Origin of the sequence: Prevotella melaninogenica, from assembly GCF_013267595.1 — a bacterium.
In the GTDB taxonomy this organism is placed as follows: domain Bacteria; phylum Bacteroidota; class Bacteroidia; order Bacteroidales; family Bacteroidaceae; genus Prevotella; species Prevotella melaninogenica_D.
The window spans coordinates 363,987-390,112 of the sequence record NZ_CP054011.1 but is presented as its reverse complement, the minus strand read 5'-3'; the positions used below and the strand labels follow the sequence as shown (position 1 = coordinate 390,112).

The window sequence follows — 26,126 nt, the reverse complement described above, 5'->3', positions numbered from 1 at the left end:
ATAGACCATTAATGGTCTCAGTACATCTTGTACAAAGTCAAAAAAACAGAGGTGCACTCTTGGTACACCTCTGTTTTTTTATATTTACTTACCATTAATTACTTAAAGGTATGCTTACCTTCCTGCGCAGCAGGCTTAACAATAATCTCACGCTGCTTAGCATTTGTCATCACTTTCATAGCTACAGCAGTGATATCTTGTGGTGTGAGGGTCTTGAATACTGGTGCGGAAGCGGCATTATCATTTGGAGATAGCTCGTTGCCCGTCTCAGCATAGATGTTCAATAAAGCCATCCAAACTGATGGGTCACTGTTTGACTGTGATGCTGCACCTGATTGTTCCTCATCAACAGCCAAAGGTACCATTGCAGCCTTGAACTCATCAGCAGTGAAACGGCCAGCCTTCACATCATCAAGAATACTATAAACAAGGCTAACAGCTTTGTCAGCATTCTCTTTCGCAGTAGAAAGATGAATGTTAAGGCTCTCGCCAGCTACTGGCTGTGAAGTATAGTTACTCTGTACACCTACGGTATAAGTAAGGTGTTCTTTCTCACGCAATACATCAAAATAACGACGCTCCAAAAGTCCACGCATCACTTCCAAAGCAGCTTGCTCACGCTCAGAAAGTTTCTGCTTATTGGCAAATGAAATCTCAATCTCTGCCATACCACCTTCTGTTTCGGTCTCAAAAGTACGCTTAATGACTGGCGTAGATGAAGAGAAGTCCATTGGCTGGATAGCTGTCTTCACAGGCTTACCTTCACCCTTGAGAGAACCAATATAGCGAAGCACCAACTCTTTAGCCTTTGCTTCTGGAATATCACCAATAAGACAATAGGTGAAACGTGATACATCACCAAGGTGTGCCTGGAACTGTTCCTGCAACTTATCAAACTGAACTGACTTAAAGAAAGCCTCATCCTGACGTGGATTCATCGCACTAACAGGATAGAGTAACTGCTGGATAGAATCCTGTACGGCAGCCATACCTGTTGTTGCACGATTCTCATAAACGTAGAAGTTACGCTGGACATACTTATCAAAGGCAGACTTTGAGAAGTTCTGACGTGACAGAATCAAATACAGATAGCTGAAGAAATCGTCAGCCTTGTCAACAGGTGCATTACCACCGATACCATCACTGTAGTCTTCCAATGAGAGGGAGAGATTGATATTCTTACCCTGTAGCCACTGCGCCAACTGATTTCGGTTGTAATTATATACACCTGACTGCATCAAGAGTGAACGCATTGCATTATAGTTGGCAAGTTCCTGTGCTGGGACAATTGACTTACCCCCTTCTGCAGAACCAGCAAAAAGGAACTGACCACTCAGCTCCGGAACGTTACGATAAAGAACTTTTGCACCATTAGAGAGTGTCCACTCCTTTGCCTGCAAAGTCTTCAACTGCTTTTCAGAAACAATCTTTCCTCCTGTCAGAGGGAAGTCAATCAACTGACTGATAGGCTTCATACCATCAGCGCGAGCCATATCGCTGAATGAGCTCTTTGCCTTCAATGCAGCCATAAGATCATTCTCAGTGATATTCATCTCACTCTGCGACTTAGAATAAGTGACAAAAGCAAGGTTATTGTCATTAAGCAATGACTTCATCCAAGCATTCATGTCTTCAACCTCTAACTCAACCAAAGTTTCGAGGTTACGGTTAATCTGTCCGCGGAAGTCTTGTACAGGAATATCATAGAGGAAGTTCTGACGGAAAAGCATCAAAGCATTGTCTGGTGTACCCAGTCCTTTAGCTTCGAGGACATCCTTCATTCCATTGTACATCTTCTCCTTCTCAGCATTGAACTCAGCAGCAGTAAAGCCTTGGTCGCGCAAGTTATCACGTACAGCTAACATCTGCTGAAGCGCCTTCTGTTCATTACCCTGATAGGGAACCATGTCCCATGCCATCTGATAATAGTTTCTTACCAAAGGAGATAGACTCACCTCAGCGGCAATATAACTCTCCTTATCAGCATTCTTCAACATCACAAAACGCTTTGGAGCCAATGTGTTGAAGAACTTAGTGAAGATAAACTGACGTACTCGGTCCTCTTCTGGAGCGTTGCCCTTCACCTCATAACGTTGATAAAGACCAAAAGAAGCACTCTTGTTCTCTGGATCAATGAAACGCATATAGAGCGGTGTGGTATTGTCAGGAATCTGTCTTGTCTGTGAATTTACAGCAGAGGCTTGCTTAGCTGGCAATGTCTTGAAAACTATTTGGATATTCTTTTCCATCTGGTCGACATCAACATCACCGATAACAGCAATAAACTGCATATTAGGACGGTACCACTTATCATAAAACTGCTTTACTTGCTTCTGCTGGAAGGTCTCCAATATCTTCTGTGAACCAATCACATTATGAGTAGCATAACCAGCATGATTATAAACAACAGGGGCAATGGCATCTGTCAGACGACGGTCTACTCCCGAACGATGACGCCATTCCTCAAGGATAATACCACGTTCCTTTTCAATGTCTTTAGGGGTCATCTTGACGCCATGGCACCAGTCACGGAGCACCCAAAGCATATTCTCATTTAGCTTCGCATCATTGGTTGGTACGTTATGAACCGCATAACGCGTATCATCAACACCTGTAAAAGCCTCAAAGTCATTGAGATTGTTACTGCGAAGGAAGTTCATCACACCATTAGGGAAGTGGTCTGTCGTATTAAAAGCCAAATGCTCCAACACGTGCGCCAATCCCATTTCCTCATCATTCTCCAAGATAGCACCTACATTTTGGTAGAGGTAGTATTGTGCTTCACCAGTAGCAGAACCATCATTATAGATATAATAAGTAAGCCCATTTGCCAGTTTTCCCTTTCGCAATCCATTCATCTGCGCATTGGCAGAACTAAGGGGGGAAAACAAAAAGCCTATGAGCAGTGCCACTGGCACGCTCGATAGGCATTTAATGATATTCTTGAACATAGTCATTGTTTACTTTTCAAGGAGTTCGAGCGTAGAGAGCTTCTGCTTGATTGCACCCTGCAACATAGCCTGTGGCATCTCCATATTCTCTAAACGGAGTGTCTCAGCAAATGCCTGGTTATAGTATTCACGTGCCTTGGTATAGTTCTTCAATTCACGATAAGAGTCACCTATCATTACCATATAGTTGACACGGTCCATCACAGCATCTTCCTGTGACAAAGCTTTCTCAGCCCACTTGATAGCTACCTCATGATCCTTAGCCTTCAGACTCTTGCCTGCTGCCATATAGAGGTTCTGTGCTGCCTTACCATAGTCGGCTGAACGGAGGTTGTTCTCCATCTTGCCAAAATAGGTCTCCATAGCTTTCACATAGCCATTCACATTCTTGTTCTTATACAAGTTGAAAAGAGCATCGAAGTAGAGCTTTGCCTTCTCGTATGGAGTAATACCTGTCAAGCCAACAACCTCGTATGCCTTTGCATACTGGTTCTTAACTTTCTCTACATAGTCTTTATACTTTACGTTGCCATCTTTTGCCATATCCTCGGCAAAGATGTCGTTAGCCTCAACAATGTAGTAGGCAGGTGCCTTACCAAGTTTCTTCATCCAGTCATCAAGGTGGTCGTTCATAAGGTCAATCATATACTGCTTGTGCTCCTTATCTTCATCACCCTCCAATGTTAGAATGATACGATAGTCATTCTCATTGATAAGCTTCAATGGTGCCTTAGCAGCTACATAGTTCTTATAAAGTTTCTGCAAACGTGTTACCCACTTATCTGCATCCATACCCTCCTGCGCCTGCAAGAAAGATGGTGCCTTGAGAAGAAGTTGCTGCTGAACGTCAAGGTCGTTGTTATCAGCCTTGTACTTATTGTAAAGTTCCTCAAAACTTACACTCTCACCTGCTGCAATCTTAGCAGCCTCCATGAGTTCATCCTTATCCATCGCACCTGTATTCACAGACAAGGCCTTACCATCTGGTGCAATGAAAGCTACTGTTGGATATGCTGCTACCTTATAGTTCTTAGCGATATCAACATTCTCACCCTTCTCTGCATCTAACTGCAGACTGATAAAGTGTTCATTGAAATACTTTCCAACTTCCTCTTGTGTGAAAACTGTCTTTGCCATCTTCTTACAAGGAACACACCACACTGCGTAGAAGTCAACAAACAGAATTTTATTCTCTTGCTTAGCTTTTACCAAAGCTTCACTGAAAGTTCCCTTAAAGAACTTAATACCATTTGCTGCTTCCATACCCTGCTGTGCACGAAGCTGTACTACCATCATCAAAAGAGATACAAGCAGTAAGATATATCTTCTTCTTTTCATATTTAATCTGTTTTTAATGGATTATTTTATTCAATCTATTCATTAAACTGTATCCTACTTACAGCATTGATTTTATTCATATCTATCTTTTTAATACATGAGAGGAATACGCTTAAAGTCAATGCTGAACGTAGTATATACATCTACAATATACCTTTATCGAAATTACTCGACAGGCAGTTCATCATCTGTTACTACCACCTTAAAGATGTCTTCCAAGACTACCTCATGGTCTTGATTATACACCTTAAGAGAGAGACGATATCTGCCGTTTGCCAACTGTTGCGTAGCTTCTTGTGTGACAACAATCAGACCACCAGTAACAGAAATCTTACCCTCCTTATAGAGTTTCATAAACAACTGTGCTTGTTCCTGATTGTCAGCCTTAACCCCAAACAACTCATAATTGATAGGGTTGGTTCCTGCAACACCTTGGATACGTGTTGAAACGAATGGTAACTTATTGATACCACGCTCACTCGTTGCATCGACGTTATGGAAGGCATTAAGAGAATCGGGAGTAAAAGATGCTCCAGTTGTTCTCAGATAGCCTACATCCATTTTGCTACATGATACCATAAAACCTATTGTAAGGGCCATAAGGCATAGCAATGCGATTCCTTTCTTCATCTTTTTCATTTTTAAAAGTCGGTTAAGTTGAAGTCATAAACAAGTGAGTGAACCACTCCTGTGTTTGTTTCAATATTACATGAAGCAACGTCAGAAGTCTTGGTGGTCGTTGGGGAAACCAAGTGGATACGTAAAGGGCCAGCGGCTGGCACACCGTTGTAAGACTCGTGGAAAGTATAAATCCACAACTGCTTACCAGAAGCCATCTCTACTGTCTCACCTCCCTTACCAATAGGTGTTGATGCATCAGAAGATTTAACACCTTCCTTAAAATCATCAAGCATCACTCGCTTGTTAGGCAAAACACTATTCAAGATAAACTTCTTGCAGTCAGCAACTGGGATATCCGACACTCTCTCCATATGATTATCATAGAGATAACGACGAATACTATGATTCGTAGGACCAAAGAATGTGAAGTTCTTTCCGTACTGACTTGTACCTTGGAAGAGCGACACTAAGTCGGCACGTTCTGCCATTACACGAAGGGAATCCCAATTATAGCTGTCCCCTTTGAAGTATTCCCACATCGTCATATCATGCTTTCCATTAGCAAGCCCAGTGTCGTCAAAGTTATACTGAGTACAACTGGAGAAGACTCCCATTGTCAGACACATTGTTATTATATATATAATCTTTTTCATTATATCGAACACTTTTTGATTTGTACAATCCTTATCCATCATTAATTATAAGCCTGCCAATAAGGTTTCTGGCGCAACAATGTATTAATGATGTGCCCATCCTTATCCTGCCATGCATCCTTTGGAAGTGGAAGGAAGAGTGCACCACCTTGAATATCCTGATTAGTCAACAAGCGGAACTTACCCTGTAACTCTTCTTTCACATAGCCATTACGGATAACATCTGCATATCGTGCATCATTCTCACCGATAAACTCCTTTTCTCTTTCAAGGAAGATAGCCTTCTTCAGTCCCTCTGTATCATAGGTTGAAGGATAAGAAAGCGCACCAGCACGTGAACGAATCACATTAAGATCAGCGATAGCCTTTGCTTCATTACCTAACTTTTGATAGCACTCTGCTCTCAAGAGATAGAAATCAGCAAGACGCCAGTAAACATAGTCAGCATCTACCGTACGGTAAGTCTTACCACTTGCAGAATACTGATCGGCATCCATAATTGCTTTTCTGAACTTATACATAATAGCGTAATCAGTTCCATCTACCTCATGTGAGGTACCCCACTGATAGAAAAATGCCTGTAGACGCTGGTCAGTAGCATCAGGAAACAATCTTTCTATTGTTGAAGTATAAAGCTGATAGGTACTACTTGATGGTAAATCAGCTAATGTTTGGTCCTCTCTTACAGGCCAGCTCACAAAGTTCTGTGCCACCTCATTAGGAGAAACTACATTCTCTGAGCGCGTCTTATCAAAGTACAAGCTGAAGATTGCCTCTGGATTAGGAGACTTCTCATTAGACAGATACGTACAGAGTTCCTCTGGTGAAGAGCAAAGCTGATAATTACCGACCTGACCATCGATAACCTGTGTTGAGTAATCGATAGACTTCTGATAATCTTCTTGCGCATTACCCTGCAACTTATAAAGTTCTGTCACACTACCCTTCCACGCATAAATCTGTGCGAGTAAGGCTGCAGCAGTACCCTTTGAAGCAGTCTGACGATTAGTGATAGAAACACCATTCAAGTCTGTCAACTTATCCCATGTAGGCAAAATATCCAATGCTTTCTTTGCATGTTCTATTGCAGCATTAAGCACATCACTCTGTGAAGAGAGAGAGTAAGGCTTTATCTCTGAAGAATTATCAGTGATGATTGCCTCACCATAACGTTGTGCCAAAAGGAAATAAGACAATCCAAGAGCGAATTCAGCTTGCCCTACATGATACTTCCGACGATCTTCAGCCAAGCCTTTTGTCTTATCTATATTATCAAGCAATAGATTTGATTCAAAGATAATGTCGTAAAGACCCTTCCATGAATACTCACTTTTTATTACTGTTCGTGGATTCCACTCGCGTAACTGCTTGCCATCAAGAATCTCGTCAGCCTTCATACCAGCTGTTGAAAGAACGTAATTATTACCTACAACAGTGTTGATATAATATAGAATAGAAGTGGTTGTTGCATTCAGCTCTTTCTCCTTATTAAACGAGTTGCTATAAGTCAATCCGTTCTCAGGCTGCAAGTCAAGGCTGCAAGAGGACAGAAGACAACCACATATTGAGAGCATTATAATCTTCTTCATTTCTGTTAGAATTTTAAGTTGAGACCCAAAGTAACCTTTCTATTCAATGGATACTGTGTTCCATCGTCCTTACCAGAATAAGGATTAATAATTTCTGGGTCTACTCCTGAGTAATTGGTAAGCAAGAACAAATTCTCTCCGCTGAGGTAAACATTAGCATCTTTGATGAAAGAACCCTTCAACCAGTTCTTAGGTATCTGATAACCAATAACCAACTGCTTGAGACGTAAGAAACTAATGTTCTCGATGTTAGAGTCTACATTACCGTCAAACTGACCTACATAATCCTTATCAGCAAACTCAAGTGATGGATACTTCGCATCTCTGTTGCTTGTTGTCCAGAAGTCACCAGCATGGAAGTAGTTCATGATTACACCGAAGTCCTTTGTAAAGGTGAAGGCACTGTTCTTATACATATTCATAACCTTACGGCTAATGGTATAGCTGAAGAGTACATCAAAGCTCAATCCCTTCCATTCCAAGTGGCTATTCAAACCACCATAAACTGCAGGAAGTGTGCTACCAGCATAATAGAGGTCCTTATCATCGATCACACCATCATAGTTCTGGTCCTTAATCTTTCTTCCGCCCACACGCAATGGATTATTGATTGATTGGAAGTAAAGTGGAATCTGCTTACCTGATGCATTAAGATACATTGGGATATCCTCTTCCTTCTGAACGATTCCCTCATCCTTGAAAGTATAGATACCATAGACTGGACGACCTAAGACTTTATCATTAAGGTCTTCGCCATTGTATGTCTTACGCAGCATGTTCTTATTATGAGAAAGGTTGAAGCCTACGCTCCAGTTCCAATTCTTCTTGCGGATAACATCATACTGAGCCTCGAACTCGATACCTTCGTTAGAGATAGCAGATGCATTATCCCACATATTTGTAGCAAGGAAGACATTACCTGGAAGATAAGATTGCATCAACAGTTTGCTTGAATACTTATAGTAATAATCGAGCTTGAGTTTCAAACGATAATCCAACATCTGCAAGTCAAGACCGAGGTCATACTGGTCACTCTCCTCCCAAGTCAACTTCTTATTAGCCATAGATTGCGGGATAAGACCTAACGAACCGTTAAAGATGTTACTCTCCTCCATCACACCCAATGCCAAATAAGGCTCCTGGAACTTCTGTCCAGACTTACCCCAAGAAGCACGAAGTTTACCGAAGCTTAACCACCAGAACTTCTTCATGAAGTGCTCTTCACTGAATGCCCAACCAAGACCAACAGAAGGGAAGGTACCCCAACGTACGTCCTTACCGAACACACTTGATCCATCTGCACGGATAGAAAGCTCTGCCATGTAACGCTTCTTATAGCTATAAGCTGCACGACCTAAGAAACTGAGCAATGACTGTTCCTGCTGGTTAGTGAGGAAGCTCTGTGCTGCTCTTACTGTTCCACCATCATTAAAGAGTGAAGGCCATCCCTCACCTGCATACTTAATAGAGTTGGTAGGACCGCCCTTTGCAGTACCGCTTAAGTTCTGCAACAGGTCATAGTTATATGTCATACCAGTCATCAACTCCAACTTATGCTCACTTGGTAATGCCAAGTTATAAGTAAGAATATTCTCTGTCTGGATATTCGTCATTGCAATATTGGAAGCCTGAACCTCAGACTTCTTATCATACTTCAGATAATCAGGTGTGAACGTGTATACACGTGTGAAGTAATGGTCAAGCGAATAAGTAGAAGAGAACTTCAGACCCTTCAAGATGTTATAGTTCAAACCAACACTCAAACGAACATTATAGTTTGAGTTGGTCTTATCAATATCCTTCAATTGCCTCAATGCCACTTGCTCAGCAGTACTACCCTTACCCGGCAAGAGAGTCGATGTACGTTTCGGATCGAATGTCAATCCCTGCACACGACCTCCATCTGCTCCAGCTTTCTGCGTAGCATATGTAAGATTAATACGTGTGAAAGCACTCAACTTTGTTGACAGATTGAAATCAAGATTACTCAACAAACTAAAACGACGGAAGTTAGAACTAATCATAATACCAGTTTCATCATAGACACCAGCATTAACCATATATCTAATATTATCCGTACCACCTGCTAACAACATATCAGCCTTAGTCACCTTACCAACACGGAAGGCATACTTCCACCAGTTTGTTCTGTTGTTATAGAAAGTATTAAGTGAATCTTGCGCAATACCTGGCAGACGACGTTCTGAATCCAACACCTTACCATTACGCCACAGATAGTCGTATGCACCATCATTATCAGCATCCCATCCGTATGAATCCTTATAAGAACCCGGATAAATCAACTTATCTGTCATGTAGTCATAATGTGCACCTCTTTGGCTCTTAGCAAGACGGAGAGCAATATCGCGTTCACCCTTACCAAGGGTCTGCATTGGTGTACTTGGCAACCAAGAAAGAGACTGTGAGAAATTAAAACTCACTTCAGAACGTCCAGACTTACCCTTCTTCGTTGTAATAAGGATAACACCATTACCAGCACGTGAACCATAGAGGGAAGCTGATGCAGCATCCTTAAGTACCTGCACAGACTCAATACTTGAAGGATCGAGTCCTGACAATGGGTTGATACCACCCGTTGCATCACCTGCACTACTTGACACAGGAATACCATCAATTACATAGAGAGGGGATCCATCATTGATACCCTTCTGATTAAGAGAGCTGAAACCACGAATAGTAATACGAGAACCACCACCACCAGGTGAACCTGAGAGGTTAGTTACATCTACACCAGCCATACGACCCTGCAAGAGATTCTCAATACTTGCCGTTGGTGCCTTCTGCAAATCCTCAACTTTTACAGAAGCCACAGCACCCACTTGCTCACGTGTGTTACGCTTACCATAGGCAACAACTGTAACCTCACCCATTGCGATAGCTGAAGAAGTCAGGATAACGTTCATAGCTTTACCAGCATGATACTTTAGCGTTTTAGCATCATAGCCCACGCTGGAGATAGTAATCGTCCCCTCCTCTTTCTCTACAGGCATTGAGAAGTTACCGTCAATATCAGCGGTAACACCTTGCGACGTACCCTTAATTTGCACAATAGCAAAAGGCACTCCCAATCCGTCTTTGTCTTTTACTGTGCCACGAATAGTGTATTGTCCTTGTGTTGCGTTCTTCATCTTGAACACATCAATCACCTTGCCATCGATATTATAGACGAAAGATGAGTGAGACAATAGATTTTCCACAGCACTCAGTTCGTCTACATCCTCAAACGATATCGTAAGAAGCAACGTGTCGTTCTTAACATCGTCAGAGTAATTAATCTTGTAGTCTCCCTTTGTAGAAATGAAATCCAAAATCTGAGCAACACTCTTATCCTTAAACGAAATCGAGAATTTCTTACCCGCTACTTGTGCAGAAGCAGGAGAACTCCACGAAAGCATCAAGATAAAAGTTGTCAGAAACACCAAAGAAGGTAACCTTCTTAAAGTTCTAAACATGCGTTGATGATACTTCATTGATTAGTCTTTATTGTTATTATTTTTGATATTAACTTATTAAAAGAATTAGATTCCTTCACAAATGTGCGCTCAATAAAATCTACATAAAAACGGTATTAATATTGATTACGATGCAAATGTACATAAAAATCTTGAATCACAAAGTCTATTGATTATAAAAAAAGTAAAAGAAATGCAGTTATAATAACACACACTATCCCCTCTCTGTACGAGAAGGGGATGGTTAGTATTTACGTTTCAAGTTTTAGATACTCCGCTACTTTCATCTTCCTCTACGTTTAAGGTTATATTGATGATAGAACCCACGAAACTGCCTCTATACCTTTTAACTTGCATCATTCAATTAGAAACTATACTGGAAGCCTATAGAAGCAAACTCCTTCAACTGCCAAAAAGCATAATGGTCATCACGACGTACACCATCATCAAAACGAGGATAGATAAACACACGACTTGATATATAGCGATTGAAGTGGAAGGTAAAGGTATTCTCCCATTCTAACTCCGTACGCTTATAAGTCGAATAGCCATACAGGCGTGTCTTCCAAGTAAGCGATTCCATCAACTGCCATTCTAAATCAACCGTAAACTCAGAACCGAAGTCATGCAGGAAATGATTACCATCCTTGATACCCAAACGACGCGTCAACTCTAACATACGAGTATACTTCATATTATAAGCTAATGGTGCCAAGTGGAAGTTACCCTTCAAACGATGGTTCATCCAGTCTACCGAGTAATCCATACCGATAGAAAGGTTTATGTTCAACGGAGCTGCAAAAGCTGAATAAATCTTTGGATCATTTGAACGGTAAGAATGGCTAAATTGCGTATTGCCAATAAACTGAACCGTATAATACCAACGCTTTGTTGCCTGCAAACCGAGTTTAGAGGTAAGACGAATCAGGTCCTCTGTACTCTTAAAACTGTGTAGGGAGTCGGAGCGGCTACTCTGCATACCATATTTTAACTCCAAACGGTTCTCCCACTTCACTTTCTGCTTATTATTATAATTAGCTTGCATGACCAATGAAGCCAAAGTAGAATAATTGCTTTCGCCACCTTTATACCAGTTTCCAGAGACATAATTCTGCAGGAACTGTAGAGCATAATCACCACTAAACGTCCAGAAATTAGGACGCTTTACCAAAACATCTACAGGTACATTTGTTGGCTCAACAGGACGATCAGCCACTTTTTCTACCAATGTAGGATCATGATGTATTGGTGCTTTAATATCATCTAATTTCGTCTGCTGTTGCTGTACCATACGATCAGTACCCTCCACAAGGTCTGGACGTGTCAAGTAAAGGTGCATCAACTCTGAGAGAATTGGACTTTCCTTTCTATCACGTGTAAACAGTCTTTCTGCCACATTACCATAATAGGTCAGTGGTAAAAACAATCGCATATCATTCCGACGAAGCCTCTGCCCGCGTTGAACTTTCGGCATCTTACGTGTAAACACACTATCTTTCAGGGATTTTAGTGAATCAATATACGCTTGAATCTTATCCATTGACGGCCGTTCATCGCTACGAACAGAGATAGGATGATTCACTTGAGCAATAGTACCCAAGCTCACTATTAGAAATAATGTGATTAAAAAGTTCCGTTTCATCATATTTATTATAATGTGCAAACTTACGGTATTTTTTTTAATTTACAGCCCTATTTACTGAAAATCTTAACCACTATAAGCAATTTACTCATATAATTAGTGACTTATCCGAAATATGGAGTGATAAACTAAACTCTTACATATAAGGCACACAGAGTCACGGAGGGGACGGAGGTAACGCAATGTCACGGAGGTGCCGAGGGCACAAAGAGTGACGGAGGTGTAGCGTACAGATTCTTGCTAAATATTTTGGAATAAACGTTTTGTATATAAATTGCTAATAGAATTGGCAAACAAGCTCCGTTGCTCTATGCACCGACGGTGCCTCCGTTACTACTATAGCTTTGTATTTAATAATCCTCCGTTCTCTCCGTTCCTCCGTGTGACATTACTTCAAACTCTAAACATAAGTGGCAAACCTTATCACTCCAAAATCCTGAAGACCCTAATTAGTTGTCTTCCACTTCTTCCTGAAATGAAAGACAACGAACAACGATATTAAATGGTTATCGCATTTCTTTAATAAACAAGAAAAGTCTTAGCGTTGTCTTAAAGATTTAATTTATAACCTACAGACACCTCAAACACGCTGCTACGAGAAGAATCGCCTTCCTTGTAAATCTTAAAGACTCCCACATGATATAATGCTCCTAACACAACGTTTTCATACTCATAGCTTACACCAATTGGTATAGAAAGACCAAACTTACACATACCATTCTTTATATCAAAATCATATGTATTCTCTTGGAAATTAGTCTTCTTACCGTCTTTATCTACAGAATACGACTGATATACTTCATGATTATTAGCATTAAAGACGCAGGTTGGTTCTATACCAACCTTAACAGAAAAACCTGCCAACAACTTATTATGAACTAAAATTGGCATACTCACATAATTTATTCGCAAGTAACGATCATAAACTACAGTGTGGTCATCAGTATAATCCTCCAACTTACAGCCTGCTTGAACAAATGATAAGCCAGCGGAAAGACCTACAGCATCAGAAGCCTGATACATCACATCAGCCCCTCCAACAAACCCTAACAATGCATGTGTCTTTACTTCTATACCTTGCTCAATACCAATTTCATAGATTCCAGACCCACCTAACAAAGAAGATATAGACACTCCTACATGCGGTATCACTGACCATGTACCTAATTTATTCTGTGCCATTGATACCAAAGTTGATGTAACTAATACGATTAGAATAGCTATTCGTTTCATAGGTTTTGTTATTTATTTTGTTAAAGATTATATATGTTAAACGTATTTTGCATGATTTTATTGCAAAGCACATACGATTTGTGAATATTTTATGAAGACATACAACAGTATTATCACCACAACAAGAGTCGCGAAAATTATTTACATTATTTCTTAAAACATTCGTCTAAAAAGACAAAAAAACAGCCTTTGCGAACACTCTTGTAACTTAATACAGATCAGACAGTTACAAAACAGCAGCGCAAAAGGTGCTTAATTGGACTTCAAAAGGGCGTTAATAAGACCTCAAAAGGGCACCTTTTAGAAGCTAATTGGGCGTCTTTAAGAGCCTTAAAGAGCATCTATTCATTTTCGAGTGTGAGTTTTTTATTCTGTGTGGTGATGTTAGGACTAAAGAATGTTAATTTAAACAATCTTTCTTTATAAACATCTGTAATTCAATTTCTTTTGCAAGAAATGATGAACTTAATGTTACTTAAAGATTTCTTTCAAATATTTCCTGACGAAGAAAGCTGTATAGACTATTTTCGTCAGATTCGGGAAGATGTAGGAATTACCTGTCCTAAATGTGGCTATATTGAGCACAAATGGTTAGATGGTAGAAAAGCATTTCAATGTAAGACTTGTGGTTGTCGTACTCTCCTAACAAAGGGTACTGTTATGGAAAGAAGTCACATACCCCCTTATATGATTGTACCGCAAATTACACATCTGATATAAAGTGGAGAAACTATAATATAAGATATTAACATTTGTTAGTCCTAACATCACCACACAGAAGTTTTTTATTACAAAATAGAAAATTATCACCTTGAGACAATGCCCACTTATAAGCTTAAAAAGGAGACATTAAATAACCCTATAGCGGTTGAAGGAAAAACACAACGTAATTGTTTTAAACCCAATTCGGTCATTAGAGCCTAAACATATTTTGTTTTATTATCGAGCAGATTGTTTGCCTTTGGAACGCAGGCGTAGCGGGCTACGTCAAGTTACAAAGACTAACAAGATGCCGATAAGAAAAGAAAAAATGTTAGGAAACAACACCATACTATCGTAAGAATGTACATTTTGTGGTCTAATGACCGATTTGGGTTAAACTTTCGAGCATAACTCCCCTACCTTCCCTTCCATAGTAATATGCTCACAAGTTTCATCTTTTATCTCTAAATAAAGCATAATTTCCTTTGTCGTTACCTTATTTTGCAGTATCTTTGCAACAACTTTGGTGTATTATACCTTATTAAAGAAATGGCAAAAAAAAGAAACAAAGCCCGCAGTCGTCATAGTCTGCAGGTTGTCACACTATGTATCAGTACAGCTATGGTACTGATGCTGATTGGTATAGTTGTACTCACAGGCTTTACCAGTCGCAATCTTAGTTCTTATGTAAAGGAGAATCTGACTATCACAATGATTCTCCAACCCGATATGAATACGGAAGAGAGTACTGCTCTCTGCGAGCGTATTCGCACCTTGCATTATATCAATAGCTTGAACTTTATCAGTAAAGAACAGGCGTTGAAGGATGGAACCAAAGAATTAGGTGCCAACCCTGCCGAATTTGCAGGTGAAAATCCGTTTACGGGTGAGGTAGAAGTACAGTTGAAGGCTAACTATGCTAACAATGACTCTATCCGCAATATTGTTCAGCAATTGCGTACCTATCGTGGTGTGAGTGACATCACTTATCCACAGAGTTTGGTAGAAAGTGTAAACCAAACATTGGGTAAGATTAGTTTGGTGTTATTGGTTATTGCTGTATTGCTCACCATCATATCATTCTCTCTGATTAACAATACTATCCGATTGAGTATCTATGCACATCGTTTCTCAATCCACACGATGAAACTTGTTGGTGGTTCATGGAGTTTTATCCGTGCGCCATTCTTGCGCCGTGCAGTATTAGAAGGATTAGTTTCAGCCCTATTGGCTATTGCAGTCTTGGGTATCGGAATATGCCTCCTGTACGAAAAGGAACCAGAGATTACGAAATTATTGTCATGGGATGCATTGATTATCACAGCAATCGTAATGTTAGCTTTTGGTGTGATTATCGCAACTTTCTGCGCATGGCTGTCAGTAAACAAGTTCCTGCGTATGAAGGCAGGTGACTTATATAAGATTTAAAAGGAACAGTAAAAAGGGGAAAAGATAAGAGAGTAAAAGTTTCTTATAAACGGAAAAGAGAATACCTCATTATTCCAATTAATCTTTTTAACTTCTCAATCTCAGCCCCTTGGACTCTTCAAAAATAGAATATGGACAAAAGAAATTTAGCTTTTGGTAAGACCAACTTTATTTTGTTGGCTATAGGTGTAGCCGTTGTTATTCTCGGCTTTATCCTTATGAGTGGTGGAACATCTACTGAAACCGTATTTGATCCAGACATCTTCAGTGCCCGTCACATCAAGGTAGCGCCTATTGTTACCTTTATTGGTTTTATCTCTATCATTGGTGCTATTCTCTATCAGCCGAAAGAAACTAAAGAAGTGGAGGAATAATGACACTTTTACAAACGATTATTATCTCCATTGTCGAAGGAATGACAGAGTTTCTTCCTGTGTCATCTACGGGTCACATGATTATCACACAAAATCTTTTAGGTGTACCATCAGGTGACGAGTTTGTACATGCCTTTACCTTCATCATCCAGTTTGGTGCTATCCTCTCTGTCGTATGCTTATATTGGAAACGCTTTTTCCAGATCGACCATACACCTGTACCTGTTGATGAAACTTGTACTTTCAAGAAGATTATTCATCCAATCCGCTTCTACTGGTTATTGTTCATTGGTGTCCTACCAGCTGTTATCATTGGCTTAGCAGCTAAGAAAAGTGGTTTACTTGACTGGCTGCTCGACTCAGTTTGGGTTGTAGCAATAATGCTCGTTGTGGGTGGCATCTTCATGCTTTATTGTGATAAATTGTTCAATAAGGGAAAAGAAGAGAATCAAGTAACAGAAAAGCGTGCCTTTAGCATTGGTCTTTTCCAGTGCTTATCGGTTATCCCTGGTACAAGCCGCTCTATGGCTACCATCGTTGGCGGTATGGCAAACGGATTGACACGTAAGCGTGCAGCAGAGTTCTCATTCTTCCTTGCAGTACCTACTATGGCTGGTGCAACACTGCTCGACCTACTTGATTTATTAAAAGGTGACAGTACATGGGCGTCTGCTCACAACCTTATAATGCTCGCAGTAGGCTGTGTTGTATCATTTATCGTTGCGCTATTGGCAATGAAATGGTTTGTAAGTTTCCTTGCAAAATATGGTTTCAAGTGGTTCGGTTGGTATCGTATCATCGTTGGCGTTATCATTATTATAATGCTGCTCTGTGATATTCCACTGAATATGGTTGACTAATCTTATATACTTATTGCCCTAATGAACTTCAAAGAAGGAGTAATCATCCCTATTGACAAGCCCTACGGAATCACCAGTTTCAAAGCATTGGCGCACGTACGTTACCTTTGTACACAGGCGAATGACGGAAAAGTAAAGATTGGTCATGCAGGTACTTTAGACCCTTTGGCTACAGGAGTACTCATCCTTGCTACGGGTAAGATGACAAAACAGATTGAAACCTTGCAGACACACACAAAGGAATATACAGCTACTCTTCAGTTGGGAGCAACCACACCGAGCTACGATATGGAGCATGAGGTGAATGAAACCTTCCCAACAGAACACATAACAAGGGAACTAATAAACGCTACACTTCCTCAGTTTGTGGGTGATATCGAGCAGATTCCACCAACTTACAGTGCTGTAAAGGTGGATGGTAAGCGTGCTTTCGACTATCGTAGAAAAGGTAAGGATGTCACGTTAAAACCTAAGAACATTCGCATTGATGAGATAGAAGTATTAGACTTCGATACAGAGAAGATGCAACTATCAATTCGTGTCGTCTGCGGTAAAGGTACTTATATCCGCGCATTGGCACGCGACCTTGGACGAGCAGTGAATAGCGGAGCCTATCTTACAGCATTGCGCCGCACACGTGTTGGAGACGTAAGAGTGGAAGACTGCGTCAATTATGACCAGTTTGAAGCATGGCTTCAGCAACAAACAATAGAAAAATAATAAACTCCTCAATATAAAAATATGAAGCTTTCACAGTTTAAATTCAACCTACCAAAAGAGCAGGTAGCCTTATATCCACATTCATCTGAACGTGTACTGACTCGTACTGACGGCAGTACACAGACCTTTACTGTTACACGTCGTGACGAAGGTAGACTGATGGTGCTACACCGTAAGTCAGGAAAGATTGACATGTTTAAGGGTGAGATCAATGGTGAACCTAAGGAAGAAGACTACATCCGCTTCAAAGATGTGTTCAATTACTTCGATGAGGGCGATGCTTTTATCTTCAATGATACTAAGGTTTTCCCAGCTCGTCTGTATGGAACAAAGGAGAAGACTGATGCTAAGATTGAGGTATTCCTCCTTCGTGAGTTGAATCAGGAGATGCGTCTTTGGGACGTATTGGTTGAGCCTGCACGTAAGATTCGTATCGGTAACAAGCTTTTCTTTGATGAATCTGGTACGATGGTGGCTGAGGTTATTGACAACACGACTTCTCGTGGTCGCACACTTCGTTTCCTTTACGACTGTCCTCACGATGAATTTAAGCGTGAGTTGTTTACTTTGGGTGAAGCTCCATTACCACGTTATATCATTGATAACCGCCCAAAAGAGGAAGGTGAAGAGTTTGCACACGCAACAGCTGACGACATGGAGCACTTCCAGTCAGTCTTTGCAAAGAACGAAGGCGCAGTCTCTGCACCAGGAACAAACATCCACTTCTCTGAACACATGATGAAGATGATGGATATTAAGGGAATCAAGAAAGCATTCATCACTTTACATTGTGGCTTAGGTAACTTCCATGACATTGAAGTAGAAGATCTTACAAAGCACAAGATGGACTCTGAAGAGATGCACATCAATGCCGATGCTTGTCGTATTGCCAATGGTGCTAAACAAGCAGGACATCGCCTTTGTGCCGTCGGTGCGAGTGTTGTTAAGGCTACAGAGACAGCCGTTGGTACAGATGGTATGTTGAAAGAGTACGATGGTTGGACTAATGAATTTATCTTCCCTCCATACAACTTTGGCTTTGCTGACTCTATGTTGGTCAACTTCTATCATCCATATTCAACCTTATTGATGGAAACAGCAGCCTTCGGAGGTTATGATCTTGTGATGGAAGCATATGACAAAGCGGTAAAGAATGGTTATATGTTTGGTTGCTTCGGCGACTCATTGTTGATTCTCAACGATTAATATGCACATAGTTTATTTATCCCTCGGCACAAACCTTGGCAATAGAAAGGCTATTATGCACGAGGCGATAGCATTGATAGAAAAAAAGATTGGCATAGTTTTGCGCCAATCTTCTTTTCATGAAACGGAGCCTTGGGGCTTTGAGAGTCCTAATCTCTTCCTCAATGCCTGTGTATGTGTCTCCACATCGCTTGCTCCCCGACAGTTATTAGAAACTACTCAAGCCATAGAAAGAGAGATGGGACGAGTAAAAAAGTCAATCAATGCACAATATACAGACCGCATCATAGATATTGATATCCTGCTTTATGACAAGCTAAATATCAATGAACCAGACCTTATCGTTCCCCACCCTTTAATGAAGGAACGTGACTTTGTAATGCTTCCTTTAAAAGAGATATGGGAAGAATAAAGCATCAGTCTAAAAGAAAACAAGTCAAATCTACCTATTTCAAAGACTTCTAAACATATAGAACCTGATATAAAATATAACAAACCAATATAATTGACTAATAAGATAAACAAATGAAAAGAACTTTATTATTAGTACTAACTGCGTTTTCTAACATTCTACTTGCTAACGCAGAACCCATCACCAAAGCACGTGCTTTGAGTATAGCTACCAAATACATCAACAACCCAAAACTATCGAACGATACTCCAAAAACCCGCTCATCACAAGCTAATGAGCAACCAGCCTATTACATCTTTACAAATCCAAACGACAAGAAATTCGTTATTATCTCTGGAGAAAGTAAACTCAACGAGCTCGTGGGTTATGGAGATAAGATGACAGAAAACCCCAATGACCAGCCTCCATACTTCAAACTGTTCTTAAAGGAATATGAACGTGTTGTAAAAGAAGTGCGTTCTAAAGCTACAGCTACTACCCCACAGCGTCCTATCAAACGAAAGGTAGAACCCTTGCTTACTTGTAAGTGGAGCCAGTATGACCCATTCAATAAGTACACCCCACTAAGTAATGGTCAGCATACACCTACTGGTTGTGTTGCAACAGCCACAGCACAGGTGATGTTCTACAACAAATGGCCTAAGAATCGACCACAAGATTATATAGCATCAACAGGTGATGATGCTAAGAAAAGCACTACTTATTGGTGGGATGAAATGAAGAACACGACTAATGAGATGAGAACGGAACAATCTCGACAAGCCGTTGGCGTATTGATGTATGATATTGGTAAGGCTGTACATATGAGATACTACATTAAAGGAAGTGACTCAAATCTACAACGTGCCTGCAATGCACTTCGCGACAAGTTCGACTATACCGTACGTTATCTTGACAAAAACTTCCTTCCTGCCAATGACTTCCTCAATGAAGTGATGCAAGAAATCTCAGACGGATATCCTGTCTTGGTAGTAGGTGGACCTCATGCCTTTGTTTATGATGGCTATGATGAGCAGGGCTTCATTCACACCAATTGGGGCTGGGGAGGCGAAAACGACGGATACTTCGACATCAACATAGTAACTCTTAATGTTTCAGGCTTTGCCCTCAATAGTGGAACATTCTGGGACGACATCTCAGTTGTCTTTGCCCATCCTAATGACGGCAAGGCGGTACCTTTTAAGGATATCGAGCGCGGATTAGATGCAAGAACCACCACATCGCTCACTATTGACAAGTCTGAAGCAAACCGTTCTGAAAATTTCAGTGCAAAGATTGAAAAGTTAGGCTCGTATAGTTCGGTGAAAGGTGAACTTGGTGTATTCACTGGGAAGGTTGCACTTGCCCTCTATAATGAGAAGAACGAACGAGTAAAACTCTTCAACTCAACTGCAAGCGACCAGACTTGGGCATCTATCTTTACTTCCATGTCCTTTGATGTTACTGATATTAACTTTAAGGGTATTGCTGACGGAAACTACCGTTTGGTTCCAGTATTCTCTGAGATGCTCGATACCAAGACAAAGAAACACGGTGACTGGAAGCCAATCAATCACGCCAATGAGATAGAAGTAAAACTCACTCCAAATGCAGTACAGCTCAATACAAACAACCCAAAGGATGTAGTTGTTATTGAAAAGGCTCCAAGTCTACTTGCACCCTACTATGAAGGTTCTGGATTTAAAGGTGCATTCAGTTTCACGATGTACAACCCTGGACGTGAAGAGGTGCGTGGTGAGCTTGTGATGACACTTACAAATCAAGAGACAAAGAAAGAATATAATGGTTATCTTCTTACTCCAAACGTTGTTGCACAACGCCTTGGACGAACCACCTTTGTCATTAATATGCTTCCACTATATTACAACAAACCAAGTTTAGGGAATCTTCCAAGAGGTAAATATGACGTCAAACTATCAATAAAAGCTAATAGAAAAGGAACCGAAGTAGAGATACCTATTGACATGAAAGAGCCATTCGAGATCGAAGTATTACCTTATGTCAATAATGGAAATATCGAATTAACTTTCCTCGACTACTATGTCGATGGTGAATACGCCAATTACAGCACTTTCCAACTTAACAAGATAAAGAATATCAGTCTGCAAGTACATTCTAAAGTATCTGGCTATCAGATTAGGAATGGCTACCGTGGTCCAATTCATTATCGTCTACTCGATTTGACAAGTAACAAGTGGATTGAATTGGGAACAGTCCGTAATGTTTATCTCCCCTGTGATGTAGACAACAATGCAGCCGAGACACGTATCACATTCTCTGCTTCACTGTTAGAGCCTAACCATTCATACGAAATACATTTAGAGCTTGAGCGAGACGGACAACGACAAGATACATGGAACCCACTGGTACTGCGCAATGTCTTCAACACCATCAGCGACTTAAATACAGCTAATGGAATCAACTCTGTTAATAATAACAAGAATACTGCAAAGAATATCTTTACACTACAAGGTATTCGCCTGTCAAAGACTTGGGAAGAACTCCCTGCAGGTATCTATATCATTGATGGAAAGAAAGTGATTAAGAAATAGGAAAACAGACTATCTGCATAACAAATACGGATAATACTGAGTTTTCAAACTCCTACAAAAAGATTTAAATCCAAATCGGTCATTGTGTGTTATCTTATAATATGCGATGACCGATTTTCTGTTAAGGCAAATCACACCCTAATTGCCAGCCTCTTTGTAAATATTTTTCACCACTTCGATTTTTATTAAGGCTTAATTGGATTCGAATTAACGCCCTTTTGGCTTCTAAAAGGTGCCCTTTTGAAGTCTTATTAACGCCCTTTTGCAAGCCTATTAAGCACCTTTTGCAAACCATTCCTGTAACATCCTCAATATAAAAGAGTTACAAAGGTGCATAAAAAGACTGTTTTTCACGCTACTTCCACTATAATATCAGAAGATAATGTAAAGAAAATTCAAGGCTTCTAAAATCTTTTAGAAAACTCTATTACACGGACATTCTAATACTTAGAATATTGAGATAATATAAAAAAGGAAACAAAACTATCTCTTAAGAACTAATAGAATAGTAGCACGAGACAAAGAAAAAAGGTAAGAAAGTAAAGTATGGATAAACCAACTTTAACTTTCTTACCTTCTATTTTTTTGCTTTTAGAAATCTTACTTACGGAGACCCAAAGCCTTGATGATAGCACGGTAGCGCTCGATATCGCGATCGTAGAGGTAATCAAGCAATGCACGACGCTTACCAACGAGCTGTGTCAATGAACGAGTTGTAACGTAGTCCTTGCGATTCTTCTTTACGTGCTCGGTCAAATGCTTGATACGATAAGAGAAAAGAGCAATCTGACTCTCAGCTGAACCTGTGTCAGTTGTGCTCTGTGCCTTACCATACTGTGCGAAGATTTCTGCCTTCTTTGTCTTGTCTAAATACATAATTTTGTTTTGATTAATGTGATTTGCAATTACATCTTTCCGTCGTTAGCCACCTTAATCACAACGGGTTACGACATCAAATGCATCGGACGTTCCGAAAATGCTGTGCAAAGTTACAACTTTTTATTGGAACCACAAACGTTTTCCATTTTTTATTCGTAATTTTGCAGCATAAATTTAGCGTAAGCTTTTTAAGGTATTTAAATGCAAGATATTCGTAACATCGCAGTTATTGCGCACGTAGACCACGGTAAGACAACCTTGGTTGACAAGATGATGCTCGCTGGAAAACTTTTCCGTGACGGACAAGACAACAGCGGAGAAGTTCTCGACTCTAATGACTTGGAGCGCGAACGAGGGATAACAATTCTGAGTAAGAATGTAAGTATTAATTGGAAAGGAGTAAAAATCAACATCCTCGACACGCCAGGTCACTCTGACTTCGGTGGTGAGGTTGAGCGTGTATTGAACATGGCAGACGGCTGTCTGTTGCTCGTAGACGCGTTTGAAGGTCCTATGCCACAGACACGTTTTGTGCTACAAAAGGCCCTTCAGCTTGGTTTGAAACCAGTTGTTGTTATTAACAAGGTAGACAAACCTAACTGTCGTCCTGAAGAAGTATATGAGATGGTATTCGATCTCATGTGCGACCTTAACGCTACAGAAGATCAGTTGAACTTCCCTGTTGTCTATGGTTCAGCTAAGAATGGCTGGATGAGTGAGGATTGGAAGAAACCAACAGATAATATTGAATATCTGCTCGACCTCATTATTGAGGCAATCCCTGCTCCTAAGCAGATTGAAGGAACACCACAGATGCTGATTACATCTTTGGACTATTCAAGCTACACCGGACGTATCGCCGTTGGTCGTGTACACCGTGGAACATTGAAAGATGGACAGAATATTACAATCTGTCACCGCGACGGAACACAGGAACGCACTAAGATTAAAGAGCTTCATACCTTCGAAGGTATGGGACATAAGAAGACTGATGCCGTAGATTCAGGCGACATTTGTGCTGTAATCGGCTTAGAGAAGTTTGAGATTGGTGATACTATTGCTGATTTTGAAAATCCTGAACCACTGCCACCAATTGCTGTTGACGAGCCAACAATGAGTATGCTCTTCACCATCAACGACTCTCCTTTCTTCGGAAAAGAAGGTAAGTTCTGTACCTCTCGGCACATTAGCGACCGTCTGAACAAGGAACTTGAGAAGAACCTTGCACTGCGTGTGCGTCCTATGGAGGACTCTATGGATAAGTGGATTGTTAGTGGTCGTGGCGTACTTCACCTCTCTGTCCTCATTGAGACAATGCGTCGCGAGGGCTATGAGTTGCAGGTTGGTCAGCCACAGGTTATCTATAAGGAGATTGATGGTCAGAAGTGTGAGCCTATTGAGGAGTTGACAATTAACGTACCAACAGATTTCTCAAGTAAGATGATTGATATGGTGACTCGTCGTAAGGGTGACCTTCTCGGTATGGATGCTGAGGGTGAGCGTGTGAACATCACCTTTGAAATACCATCACGTGGTATCATTGGTCTGCGTACCAACGTCTTAACAGCCAGCCAGGGTGAAGCTATCATGGCACACCGTTTCAAAGATTATCAACCATTCAAGGGCGAAATCGTACGTCGTACAAATGGTTCAATGATTGCATTGGAAGCTGGTACTGCCTACGCATACGCTATCGATAAGTTGCAGGATCGTGGTAAGTTCTTCATCGATTCAGGTGAGGAAGTTTATGGCGGACAGGTTGTTGGCGAGCATGTTCACGACAATGACCTCGTTATCAACGTTACGAAGGCAAAGCAGTTGACCAACGTCCGTGCATCTGGTTCTGACGAGAAGGCACGCGTTATCCCTAAGACCGAGATGAGTCTTGAGGAATGTCTTGAGTACATCAAGGGCAACGAGTATGTTGAGGTAACTCCAAAGAACATTCGTATGCGCAAGATTACGCTCGATCATAATGATCGTAAACGTGAGAGTAAAGAATAGACATCTTACTAATAATAAGTTAGAAAGGCGGCTGTCCACAACGGATAGCCGTCTTTTTTCGCTTAAAACAGGAATAACTTTTATTATAATTCATATTGGTTACTTACTATGCTACTTTTTGTTTATCTTTGTATCTAACAAGTAGATTTGATAATAAAGAGCTCAAGTATAAATAAGAGTAGTGTCTAAAGAAAGCAGAAGAGAAGTTAAGTCGATAACTTCTGCCACAAAACACTAAGCAAATAAAGGTTTTAACTATGTTAGGAGCAATCATTGGAGATATCATCGGCTCAGTATATGAGTTCAACAACAAGAAGCAGAAAGACTTTCATCTGTTTACACCGATGAGTCGGTTTACAGATGACACCGTGATGACTTTGGCTGTTGCAGAATGGCTAACAGAAGACAAGGAACACAGTGAAGAAGGACTTGTACTGCGAATGCAAGACTTGGGTAGACGTTATCCTTACGTTGGTTACGGCGGTGGTTTTAGGCGGTGGCTGTACAATCAGCAACCAAAACCTTATAACAGCTATGGGAATGGGGCGGCTATGAGAGTAAGCCCTATTGCTTTCTATGCACAGAGCTTAGAGGAGACCTTAAGACTTGCTACTATCTCAGCAAAGGTTACTCATAATCATCCAGAAGGTATAAAAGGTGCCAAAGCAATTGCCTCCGCAACCTATCTTGCACGCACAGGAGCATCAAAAACAGAGATAAAAGCTTATGTGGAGGCAAATTTCAAATATAATTTAAACCTGCAGTTAGACCATATCCGCTCCATTGTCTGCGATGCTATGAGTTGTCAGAAAACTGTTCCAGCAGCTATTTGGGCATTTTTAGAAGGCGAGGACTTTGAGGACGTGATACGTATTGCTGTCTCCTTGGGCGGTGATTCAGACACAATAGCAGCAATGGCTGGAAGTATTGCACAAGCTTTTTATGGTCTTCCTCTAAAGCTTGCCACCTATTGTTACGCACTGCTAACACCATACTTACGCACTATTCTCAATAAGTTCGAAGAAAGTATAGGAGTACTTGCTCCCGACCCTTTCGACATTGAAAGATTTATCAAGGCTCAGAATGCTGACAACACCTACCAACGAGCGTTGGAAGAAATGCAGCGAGGGCATAAAACCTCACACTGGATATGGTTTATCTTCCCACAACTAAAAGGACTTGGACATAGTCGCTATTCACAATATTACGGCTTAGCTGATGCGGACGAAACTCGTACATTCCTTGCAAACTCATGCTTGAATAAACGACTGCGTGAGATAACCTGCACCCTACTGACACATAAAGACAGAAACATAGAACAACTTATGGGCAGTTATGTTGATGCTTTAAAGCTAAAATCTTCAATGACATTATTTGATGCTATTAGTCCAAATGATATCTTTTCAGAAGTTCTAAAAACATTTTACAATGGTGAGAAGGACCACAATACGATAAAAAAGATAGGCTAAAACGTGGAGAAACCTTATCA

At 40.7% G+C, this 26,126-nt stretch carries 18 protein-coding genes and 1 pseudogene; 10 read left to right on the top strand and 9 right to left on the bottom strand.

Annotated elements, in window-relative coordinates; genetic code table 11:
* Positions 1-98 precede the first annotated feature (98 nt).
* The 8 genes from FIU21_RS06800 to FIU21_RS06765 all read right to left on the bottom strand — a co-directional run bounded on the left by FIU21_RS06800 (position 99) and on the right by FIU21_RS06765 (position 13,500).
* On the bottom strand, positions 99-2,951 hold the full coding sequence (locus tag FIU21_RS06800) for a M16 family metallopeptidase (protein WP_036886412.1): 2,853 nt from the start codon (positions 2,949-2,951) through the stop codon (positions 99-101).
* 9 nt (positions 2,952-2,960) lie between these two features.
* Positions 2,961-4,289 (bottom strand): thioredoxin fold domain-containing protein, encoded by a 1,329-nt coding sequence (locus tag FIU21_RS06795; RefSeq protein ID WP_036886410.1) that lies wholly within the window; start codon positions 4,287-4,289, stop codon positions 2,961-2,963.
* Positions 4,290-4,454: 165 nt separating this feature from the next.
* On the bottom strand, positions 4,455-4,928 hold the full coding sequence (locus FIU21_RS06790; RefSeq protein ID WP_004360519.1) for a hypothetical protein: 474 nt from the start codon (positions 4,926-4,928) through the stop codon (positions 4,455-4,457).
* Between the two features lie 2 nt (positions 4,929-4,930).
* Positions 4,931-5,563, bottom strand: coding sequence for a fasciclin domain-containing protein (locus FIU21_RS06785; RefSeq protein ID WP_036886436.1), 633 nt, complete (start codon positions 5,561-5,563; stop codon positions 4,931-4,933).
* A 41-nt stretch (positions 5,564-5,604) separates the two neighbouring features.
* Positions 5,605-7,152: a RagB/SusD family nutrient uptake outer membrane protein gene (locus FIU21_RS06780; protein ID WP_036886408.1), complete on the bottom strand. Its 1,548-nt coding sequence runs from the start codon at positions 7,150-7,152 to the stop codon at positions 5,605-5,607.
* A gap of 5 nt (positions 7,153-7,157) precedes the next feature.
* Positions 7,158-10,643, bottom strand: a complete 3,486-nt coding sequence (locus FIU21_RS06775) for a SusC/RagA family TonB-linked outer membrane protein (RefSeq protein WP_036886407.1) — start codon at positions 10,641-10,643, stop codon at positions 7,158-7,160.
* A gap of 346 nt (positions 10,644-10,989) precedes the next feature.
* Positions 10,990-12,267: a DUF3078 domain-containing protein gene (locus tag FIU21_RS06770; RefSeq protein WP_036886434.1), complete on the bottom strand. Its 1,278-nt coding sequence runs from the start codon at positions 12,265-12,267 to the stop codon at positions 10,990-10,992.
* 549 nt (positions 12,268-12,816) lie between these two features.
* Positions 12,817-13,500, bottom strand: coding sequence for an outer membrane beta-barrel protein (locus FIU21_RS06765; protein WP_004360514.1), 684 nt, complete (start codon positions 13,498-13,500; stop codon positions 12,817-12,819).
* A gap of 468 nt (positions 13,501-13,968) precedes the next feature.
* Here FIU21_RS06765 and FIU21_RS06760 point away from each other — a divergent pair.
* The 8 genes and pseudogenes from FIU21_RS06760 to FIU21_RS06725 all read left to right on the top strand — a co-directional run.
* Positions 13,969-14,187, top strand: a pseudogene (locus tag FIU21_RS06760) (transposase); the annotation flags it as partial.
* A gap of 564 nt (positions 14,188-14,751) precedes the next feature.
* A complete protein-coding gene (locus FIU21_RS06755) occupies positions 14,752-15,630 on the top strand; it encodes a cell division protein FtsX (protein ID WP_004360513.1) in 879 nt (292 codons plus the stop codon).
* Positions 15,631-15,761: 131 nt separating this feature from the next.
* A complete protein-coding gene (locus FIU21_RS06750; protein ID WP_004360512.1) occupies positions 15,762-16,004 on the top strand; it encodes a DUF3098 domain-containing protein in 243 nt (80 codons plus the stop codon).
* Positions 16,004-16,864: an undecaprenyl-diphosphate phosphatase gene (locus FIU21_RS06745; protein WP_004360511.1), complete on the top strand. Its 861-nt coding sequence runs from the start codon at positions 16,004-16,006 to the stop codon at positions 16,862-16,864. The genes FIU21_RS06750 and FIU21_RS06745 overlap by 1 nt, the downstream gene beginning before the upstream one ends.
* A gap of 21 nt (positions 16,865-16,885) precedes the next feature.
* On the top strand, positions 16,886-17,584 hold the full coding sequence (gene truB / locus FIU21_RS06740; RefSeq protein WP_004360510.1) for a tRNA pseudouridine(55) synthase TruB: 699 nt from the start codon (positions 16,886-16,888) through the stop codon (positions 17,582-17,584).
* Positions 17,585-17,605: 21 nt separating this feature from the next.
* Positions 17,606-18,790, top strand: a complete 1,185-nt coding sequence (locus FIU21_RS06735) for an S-adenosylmethionine:tRNA ribosyltransferase-isomerase (RefSeq protein WP_004360509.1) — start codon at positions 17,606-17,608, stop codon at positions 18,788-18,790.
* A 1-nt stretch (position 18,791) separates the two neighbouring features.
* Positions 18,792-19,202, top strand: coding sequence for a 2-amino-4-hydroxy-6-hydroxymethyldihydropteridine diphosphokinase (gene folK, locus FIU21_RS06730; protein ID WP_004360508.1), 411 nt, complete (start codon positions 18,792-18,794; stop codon positions 19,200-19,202).
* 113 nt (positions 19,203-19,315) lie between these two features.
* Complete coding sequence (locus FIU21_RS06725) at positions 19,316-21,754, top strand: C10 family peptidase (protein WP_004360507.1); 2,439 nt, start codon at positions 19,316-19,318, stop codon at positions 21,752-21,754.
* Between the two features lie 600 nt (positions 21,755-22,354).
* Here FIU21_RS06725 and rpsO read toward each other — a convergent pair.
* Positions 22,355-22,630 (bottom strand): 30S ribosomal protein S15, encoded by a 276-nt coding sequence (gene rpsO, locus FIU21_RS06720; RefSeq protein WP_004360506.1) that lies wholly within the window; start codon positions 22,628-22,630, stop codon positions 22,355-22,357.
* Between the two features lie 204 nt (positions 22,631-22,834).
* Here rpsO and typA point away from each other — a divergent pair, with 204 nt between their 5' ends.
* Positions 22,835-24,637, top strand: a complete 1,803-nt coding sequence (gene typA, locus FIU21_RS06715) for a translational GTPase TypA (RefSeq protein ID WP_004360505.1) — start codon at positions 22,835-22,837, stop codon at positions 24,635-24,637.
* Positions 24,638-24,894: 257 nt separating this feature from the next.
* Positions 24,895-26,106, top strand: a complete 1,212-nt coding sequence (locus tag FIU21_RS06710) for a DUF1810 family protein (RefSeq protein WP_036886406.1) — start codon at positions 24,895-24,897, stop codon at positions 26,104-26,106.
* The last annotated feature ends 20 nt before the right edge of the window (positions 26,107-26,126 follow it).

Excerpts from the sequence above, each read along its gene's own strand:
- FIU21_RS06800 (WP_036886412.1), bottom strand. The coding sequence starts at position 2,951 with ATGTTCAAGAATATCATTAAATGCCTATCGAGCGTGCCAGTGGCACTG.
- FIU21_RS06795 (WP_036886410.1), bottom strand. The coding sequence starts at position 4,289 with ATGAAAAGAAGAAGATATATCTTACTGCTTGTATCTCTTTTGATGATG.
- FIU21_RS06790 (WP_004360519.1), bottom strand. The coding sequence starts at position 4,928 with ATGAAAAAGATGAAGAAAGGAATCGCATTGCTATGCCTTATGGCCCTT.
- FIU21_RS06785 (WP_036886436.1), bottom strand. The coding sequence starts at position 5,563 with ATGAAAAAGATTATATATATAATAACAATGTGTCTGACAATGGGAGTC.
- FIU21_RS06780 (WP_036886408.1), bottom strand. The coding sequence starts at position 7,152 with ATGAAGAAGATTATAATGCTCTCAATATGTGGTTGTCTTCTGTCCTCT.
- FIU21_RS06775 (WP_036886407.1), bottom strand. The coding sequence starts at position 10,643 with ATGAAGTATCATCAACGCATGTTTAGAACTTTAAGAAGGTTACCTTCT.
- FIU21_RS06770 (WP_036886434.1), bottom strand. The coding sequence starts at position 12,267 with ATGAAACGGAACTTTTTAATCACATTATTTCTAATAGTGAGCTTGGGT.
- FIU21_RS06765 (WP_004360514.1), bottom strand. The coding sequence starts at position 13,500 with ATGAAACGAATAGCTATTCTAATCGTATTAGTTACATCAACTTTGGTA.
- FIU21_RS06755 (WP_004360513.1), top strand. The coding sequence starts at position 14,752 with ATGGCAAAAAAAAGAAACAAAGCCCGCAGTCGTCATAGTCTGCAGGTT.
- FIU21_RS06750 (WP_004360512.1), top strand. The coding sequence starts at position 15,762 with ATGGACAAAAGAAATTTAGCTTTTGGTAAGACCAACTTTATTTTGTTG.
- FIU21_RS06745 (WP_004360511.1), top strand. The coding sequence starts at position 16,004 with ATGACACTTTTACAAACGATTATTATCTCCATTGTCGAAGGAATGACA.
- truB (WP_004360510.1), top strand. The coding sequence starts at position 16,886 with ATGAACTTCAAAGAAGGAGTAATCATCCCTATTGACAAGCCCTACGGA.
- FIU21_RS06735 (WP_004360509.1), top strand. The coding sequence starts at position 17,606 with ATGAAGCTTTCACAGTTTAAATTCAACCTACCAAAAGAGCAGGTAGCC.
- folK (WP_004360508.1), top strand. The coding sequence starts at position 18,792 with ATGCACATAGTTTATTTATCCCTCGGCACAAACCTTGGCAATAGAAAG.
- FIU21_RS06725 (WP_004360507.1), top strand. The coding sequence starts at position 19,316 with ATGAAAAGAACTTTATTATTAGTACTAACTGCGTTTTCTAACATTCTA.
- rpsO (WP_004360506.1), bottom strand. The coding sequence starts at position 22,630 with ATGTATTTAGACAAGACAAAGAAGGCAGAAATCTTCGCACAGTATGGT.
- typA (WP_004360505.1), top strand. The coding sequence starts at position 22,835 with ATGCAAGATATTCGTAACATCGCAGTTATTGCGCACGTAGACCACGGT.
- FIU21_RS06710 (WP_036886406.1), top strand. The coding sequence starts at position 24,895 with ATGTTAGGAGCAATCATTGGAGATATCATCGGCTCAGTATATGAGTTC.